The organism is Chloroflexota bacterium (assembly GCA_018825785.1).
Classification (GTDB): domain Bacteria; phylum Chloroflexota; class Dehalococcoidia; order JACVQG01; family JAHKAY01; genus JAHKAY01.
This window is the reverse complement of the sequence record JAHKAY010000022.1, coordinates 1-2,071: the sequence shown is the minus strand read 5'-3', so window position 1 is coordinate 2,071 and position 2,071 is coordinate 1. Positions and strand designations below refer to the sequence as shown.

The 2,071-nt window shown below is 57.6% G+C and carries 3 protein-coding genes; all 3 read left to right on the top strand.

Annotated features, from left to right (window positions below):
* The coding region (locus KJ624_03870) for a type II/IV secretion system ATPase subunit (GenBank protein ID MBU2008973.1) at positions 1 to 731 on the top strand (731 nt) is incomplete at its 5' end.
* Positions 728 to 1,642, top strand: coding sequence for a type II secretion system F family protein (locus tag KJ624_03865; protein ID MBU2008972.1), 915 nt, complete (start codon positions 728 to 730; stop codon positions 1,640 to 1,642). The genes KJ624_03870 and KJ624_03865, both read left to right, overlap by 4 nt.
* Positions 1,639 to 2,071 (top strand): hypothetical protein (locus tag KJ624_03860; GenBank protein MBU2008971.1); only part of this gene is annotated, 433 nt, incomplete at its 3' end. The genes KJ624_03865 and KJ624_03860, both read left to right, overlap by 4 nt.

The following is a 2,071-nucleotide window of genomic DNA, read 5'->3' as shown; positions in this document are numbered from 1 at the left end:
GCGGCACCGCCTCGGGGAAAACATCAACGCTCAACAGCCTCGCTATGTTCATACCGGTCAGCAGCAAAATCGTCGGCATTGAGGACACCCGGGAAATAAACCTGCTTCACGAGAACTGGATCCCTGCCGTCACCAGGGAGGCCGACGCGGAGGGGCGCTCCATAGATATGTTCGCCCTCCTCAGAAGTGCCCTGCGCCAGAGACCGGAGTATATCCTGGTGGGGGAGGTGCGGGGCAGGGAGGCCTACATCCTGTTCCAGGCCATGGCCACCGGACACATTACCTTTTCCACCATTCACGCCGATTCGGCTGAGGCCGTGGTGAGGAGACTGACTAAGCCCCCCATCGATGTGCCCCTGATGCTCCTGGACAGCCTGAACATAATAGCCCTCCATGCCATGGTCAGAATAGGCACCAAGAGGGTAAGAAGGTGTCTCAAGGTCCTCGAGGTGCTGGAGGTTGACTTTGCAAATGAGAGACTGAAGACCAACGAGGTTTTCGGTTGGCGACCTGACGAATTTGAATTCAGCGGCGAATCCAAGGTGTTCCAAGAGATCATGGCGAAGCTTACCCTCACCAAGGAGGATGTGGAGAAGGAGTTCTCCCGGCGGGTGCGCATCCTGCGGCACCTGCAAGAGAAGGGCCCGAACGACTTCTACGAGCTGAGTCGGCTTTTCTTCCAGTATAATCTGGACCCCCGTGGGACGGCGGAGAGGCTGGGAGTGGCATGATACAGAGACTAAACAAGCAGGCCCTGGCCTGGTTCGGCGGCTACGCCGGCTGGGGAATTAGACGCGCCGACCTGTTCAAGGCCCATCTGTACGTTCCGGTGGAGAAATACCTCTCCATGGCTATTTTCTACTCACTCGCCTTTGCCCCCCTCCCCCTCAGCCTCTGGATGGTTGCCGAAGGGCTGGCCTATCCCCCTCATGTCCTCCTGGATGTGGCCGCCCGACGGCTATCGCTCCCTGTGGACCATCCGGTCAACATCGTGACCAATATCCTGATGGTCTTCCTGGCGCTAATCCTCGGCTTCTCCCTGGTGTTCATCATCTTCTACTACTACCCCCAGGTCAAGGCCTGGGAACGTGCCAGAGTCATAGACGCCCAGCTTCCCTACGCCATCGCCTGGATGTCATCCATGGCCACCGTGGGGGTGATCCCGTACACCATCTTTAAGAAGTTAGCCGATGCCCAGGAATACTACGGGGAAGTGAGCATGGAGGCCAAGCAGGTGGTGAGGGATGTGGACCTTCTCGGCTTCGATTTCATAACCGCCCTGAGGAACCTCACCGCCACCACCCCTTCCCTACGGCTCAGGACCTTTATCCAGGGGGCCGTCACCTCCACCCTTTCCGGGACTGAGATGGGGCATTACTTTATGAGCAAGGCCAGGGCGAACCTGGAGGAGAACCGGAGGCAGTTCGCCGACTTCATCAATACCCTGGGCATAGTATCGGAGATGTACATTACCGGGCTGGTGGCGGGGCCCCTGTTCATCATCGTGATGTTCTCGGCCATGGCCATGTTGAGTGGGACCAGCCCGGTGATGCTGATGGCCATAATATATGGGATGATACCCTTAGGCTCCATCGGCTTTTTCTACCTGATAGATTCGTTAACGCCGGCAGGCTCTAAATGAAACAAGAGGTAAGAGACCCCATACTTCTGGCCATAGAGGCGCAGCGGCGGCAATCGGACCTGCAACTGCTCCGCCGGAGTCCCCTGGCAGCTTTCAGGCAGAAGCCTTACCTCCTCTTCCTGGCATCCGTTGGCCTAGCGCTGGTTTTTGCCGTGGTCGCTAGACTGCTGGGGGTTTCTCTCACGGATATGCTGATATTCATGGGGCTTCTGGCCATATTGCCCCCGGCCCTGTTCAGCTTCACGGAAACCCGCAAGATGAGGCGGATGGAATCGGAGTTCCCCTCACTGCTTCGGGATATCACCCTGTCCATGAAAGCTGGGGTGACCCTAAAGGGAGCGATAAGCATATGCGCCATGGGGCAGTATGGGGCGCTCACCCCAGCCGTAGTGCACATTGACAAAATGATGTCCTGGGGTGTCTCCTTTG

What these genes read in the sequence shown, in the direction of transcription:
- KJ624_03865 (MBU2008972.1), top strand. Translation starts at nt 728, where the DNA reads ATGATACAGAGACTAAACAAGCAGGCCCTGGCCTGGTTCGGCGGCTAC.